This window comes from Bacteroides sp. CAG:633, from assembly GCF_000435115.1.
GTDB classification, from domain to species: Bacteria; Bacteroidota; Bacteroidia; order Bacteroidales; family Bacteroidaceae; genus Bacteroides; species Bacteroides ndongoniae.
Map to the genome: position 1 here is coordinate 1 of NZ_FR883112.1, position 4,535 is coordinate 4,535.

Annotated in this window: 4 protein-coding genes; all 4 read left to right on the forward strand. The window is 49.8% G+C overall.

Annotated features, from left to right (window positions below; all coding sequences use genetic code 11):
* Window positions 1-91: 91 nt before the first annotated feature.
* On the forward strand, window positions 92-490 hold the full coding sequence (locus QVP67_RS11645) for an FKBP-type peptidyl-prolyl cis-trans isomerase (protein ID WP_022163740.1): 399 nt from the start codon (window positions 92-94) through the stop codon (window positions 488-490).
* Between the two features lie 94 nt (window positions 491-584).
* Window positions 585-1,604, forward strand: coding sequence for a magnesium/cobalt transporter CorA (corA, locus tag QVP67_RS11650; RefSeq protein ID WP_071150722.1), 1,020 nt, complete (start codon window positions 585-587; stop codon window positions 1,602-1,604).
* 192 nt (window positions 1,605-1,796) lie between these two features.
* A complete protein-coding gene (locus QVP67_RS11655; RefSeq protein WP_022163742.1) occupies window positions 1,797-2,891 on the forward strand; it encodes a TlpA disulfide reductase family protein in 1,095 nt (364 codons plus the stop codon).
* Window positions 2,892-3,251: 360 nt separating this feature from the next.
* Window positions 3,252-4,535 (forward strand): MATE family efflux transporter (locus QVP67_RS11660; protein WP_288180157.1); only part of this gene is annotated, 1,284 nt, incomplete at its 3' end.

Below are 4,535 nucleotides of genomic sequence, written 5' to 3' on the forward strand. Positions count from 1 at the left end.
CAACCCCTCTCCCAAGGAGAGGGGGGAGGAAATGGGAAAGGAAATGAAAAATAACCCTAAACTTTAAACCCTAAACAATAAACCCTAAAATATGGCAAAGAAAGATTATATACAAGCCAACAAAGACTGGCTGGCGGCAAAGGCTGCCGAAGAAGGAGTGATGCCACTGCCGAAAGGCATTTACTACAAGGTGCTGGCTTCCGGAAAAAGTGACGGTCCCCACCCTACTCCCAGAAGCATCGTAACGGCCCACTATACGGGATGGACCATCAATGGCAAGAAGTTTGACAGCAGCCGTGGCGGTGTGCCCATCGCTTTCCGGCTGAACGAACTGATAGAAGGATGGATTGTAGCCATGCAACAGATGCATGTGGGCGACAAATGGGAAATCTACATCCCTGCCGAAATGGGTTACGGAAAGTTTTCGCAACCGGGTATTCCGGGAGGTTCGACACTGATTTTCGAAATAGAGCTGTTGGGAATAGGATAGAAAATGAAGAATGAAGAATGAAGAATGAAGAATGAAAAGTGAAGAATGAGGAATGAAAAGTGAAGAATGAGGAATGAAGAACGAGGAACAGAGAATGAAAAATAACCTGTTGTCCGAACGGCTCACCTACAACGGTGACAACGGAACGCATACCCATGTACACCTGATCTGTTATTCGGCGGAGCACTGCGATGAGATTGTCTGTCAGGACTTCGACAAGATTGCTTCACTGACTGCTCCTGATGACAAACTGTGGATAAGAGTGCACGGACTGAAAGACACGGAGTACATCAGGAACCTGTGTACTTACTTCAACATCAACTTCCTGATGATGCAGGATATCCTGAATGTGGACCATCCCAGCAAGATAGAGAAAAACGGTGACTTTAACTTTGTCGTGACACGTATCTTCCATGACGATACAGCCATCGCCATCCGGCTGATACAAGGCAACAACGTGGTGCTGACCTTCACCGAAGGAGAAGCCCGGTTCTTCGACGATGCAGCCAAGGCCCTGGAAAACAATGTGCTGAAGATACGGACACGCTCGTCGGACTATCTGTTTTCGGTGCTCTTCAACGAGGTGGTGTCGAGCTATGTTTCGCAGGCCATTGAGATAGGTGACCAGCTGGACGATCTTGAAACGGAACTGCTGGCCGCCACTACCAGCTACAACATACGCATGCAGCTGCAATTGCTCAGGAAACGCTATATGGAAATAAAGCGTACCGTCGTGCCGCTGAAAGACCAGTACTCGCGCATCGTGCATCCCGACTCGGAACTGATCAACGAGACGAACCGGCCGTTCTTCAACGACGTCAACGACCATCTGCTGAATGCCGTACAGCTGACCGAAGGATGCCGCGAAACCTTGTCATCGCTCATGGACCTGTATATTTCGAACAGCGACATGCGCATGAACTACATCATGAAACGGCTTACCATCGTATCTACCATCTTCATCCCACTTACCTTCCTGGTAGGCGTATGGGGAATGAACTTCAAATTCATGCCCGAGCTGGACTGGAAGTACGGTTACCTCATGGCATGGGGAATCATGCTGGCTGCCGGACTGGCTTCGTTCCTGATACTGAGGTCGCGGAAGTGGCAATAAGCAAATCTTTGTAAAAAGCATCGGAGATTGTGATTAAATACGTACCTTTAACGCCCGAAAAAAATTAGTAATTAAAAATTAATAATTAAAAGTGAAGAATGGGGGGATGAAGAAATTCTGCAGCTCATTCACCATTAACCATTCATCATTAATCATTATCCATTTACTATTAACCATTAAAATAAGCAAATGATGAAAAAACTGACTTATGTATTGGCAGCGACTCTGCTGGCTGCCTGTAACAGTGGAAACAACGGTTATACCATCACCGGAACCGTAGAAGGTGCCAACGACGGCGACATGGTGTACCTGCAGGGAGTGGAAGGCCGCCAACTGGTTAAACTTGACTCGGCCGTCATCAAAAACGGAACATTTACCTTTACCGGAAAGCAGGATACGGCCGTTAACCGCTACCTGACGTACAAGAACAACGAGGACAACGGTATGGCTATGGACTTCTTCCTGGAGAACGGAAAAATCGCCATCCAACTGACAAAGGACAGCGACGCCGCTACCGGTACGCCCAACAACGATGCTTATCAGGAAATCAGAACACAGCTAAATAGCCTGATGAAACAGATGGAGACACTGTACAGCGCACTTTCGGACACTACCCTGACCGACGAACAACGTGAGGCCAAAGGGAAGGAAATTGAAGGTCTGCAGGAAAAAATGATAGGTGTGGCCAAAGACGGTATCGCCAAGAACATCACCAATCCGGTAGGTATTCACCTGCTGAAGCAGAATTACTACTACATGGACGTCAACGAGCTGGATCCGCTGATGCCGCAGATTCCTGCCATGTACGACCAGGACGAAAGAATCGTTCAGATCAAGGCTAACGTAAAGCAGATGAAAGCAACTGCTGTTGGACAGAAATTCACCGACTTCGAAATGCAGACTCCTGAAGGCGAAAAGGTGAAACTGTCGGACTACGTAGGCAAAGGTAAGGTAGTGCTTGTAGACTTCTGGGCAAGCTGGTGCGGACCATGCCGTCGCGAAATGCCGAACCTGGTAGACCTGTATGCCAAATACAAAAACAAGAACTTCGAGATTGTAGGTGTTTCGCTGGATCAGAGCGGAGAAGCCTGGAAGAACGCCATCAAACAGCTGAACATCAGCTGGCCGCAAATGTCGGACCTGAAATACTGGGATTGTGAAGGCGCCAAACTGTATGCCGTAAGCAGCATTCCTCATACAGTGCTCATCGACAAGGACGGTACGATTCTGGCCCGTGGCCTGGCAGGCGAAGCATTGCAAGAAAAACTGGCTGAGGTAATTAAATAAATATACCTGATTTTAGAATTTTCCGGCAACGGGAAGGGATGTCAAAGAAGGAGGAACCACCCGACTTCGAAAGGGCAAACCTTCCCGTTACTTTTTAAGGGTGTGTCAAAACTAAAAGTAACTGACATCTTGTTGTTTTCAGGCACGGATTACACGGAATTTCGCGGATGATTATTCTTCTATCTCTGCGTTTTTCCGCGTAATCCGTGCCTAAAAGAAAGCGGTTCCTTAATTTGACACACTTTCTACAAAAAAGAGCCCTCTCCCATTTCTTACCATTTGATAATTTCTGGTGGCAGGATTTGTTATACCTTTGCGCGCTCAAAAAGAAGATCAGAAATGGAAAACAACAAGCAGACATTGAAAGACAGTATCGACTTTGGCAGCATGCACATTCCTACTCTGTTCAGGAAGCTGCTGATTCCTACCGTACTGGGTATGGTATTTTCGGCCATCTTCATCATCACGGATGGTATTTTTGTGGGCAAAGGTATTGGCAGCGATGCGCTGGCAGCGGTCAACATCACAGCCCCGTTGTTCCTTATCAACACAGGAGTGGCGCTGATGTTCGGCATCGGAGCATCGGTGGTGGCATCTATCCACCTGTCGCACGGCAAACCGAAGGTGGCACGCATCAACGTGACACAGGCCATCATCGTTTCGTCCCTGCTGCTTATTGCCTATGCCGTGGCCATCCTGTGCAACGTGGAGCAGGTGGCACGCCTGCTGGGCAGCAGCGAACGGTTGCTGCCGCTGGCTGTGGAATACATGCACTGGTTTGTGCCGTTCCTGGTGTTCAGCGCCCTGCTCAGCTCAGGCATGTTTTTCGTCAGACTGGACGGCTCGCCCAACTACGCCATGACATGCAACATCATCCCGGCACTGATCAACATCTTCCTCGACTGGCTGTTTATCTACGTCTTCCGGTGGGGCATGTTCGGAGCAGCACTGGCTACCAGCCTGGGATATATTGTAGGAGCACTGATGATACTGGTCTACCTGATGCAACGGCAGCATGTGATCCGGCTGGAGCGCATCAAGCTGAGTCTGAAAAGCCTGCGGCTGACCGTGCGCAACGTGGGTTACATGATGCGGCTGGGACTTTCGACCTTCCTGTGTGAAGCGGCCATTGCTACCATGATGTTTGTGGGCAACTATGTCTTTATCCGCTATCTGGGCGAAGACGGAGTGGCTGCCTTCAGCATAGCCTGTTATTTCTTCCCCATTATCTTCATGGTGTACAACGCCATTGCCCAGTCGGCCCAGCCGATACTGAGCTACAACTACGGAGCCTCGCAACCCGACCGGGTACGGTCGGCCTTCCGCCTGGCACTGTGGACGGCAGTGACCTGCGGTGTGGTGGTATTCATCATCACGGAACTGTTTACCGAAGGAATTGTGGGGTTGTTCGTCGATCGGGGCTGTGCGGCATACGACATTGCCCTGCACGGACTTCCGCTCTTTGCAGCCGGCTTTGTGTGCTTCGGAATCAACATTGTATCGATCGGCTATTTCCAGAGTGTAGAACGCGACCGTCCGGCCATGGCTGTCACCCTGCTGCGCGGCTTCATCCTGGTGTTGCTGTGCTTCTGGCTGATGCCCATCATGATGGGGGTACCCGGCATCTGGCTGGCCGTACCAGCC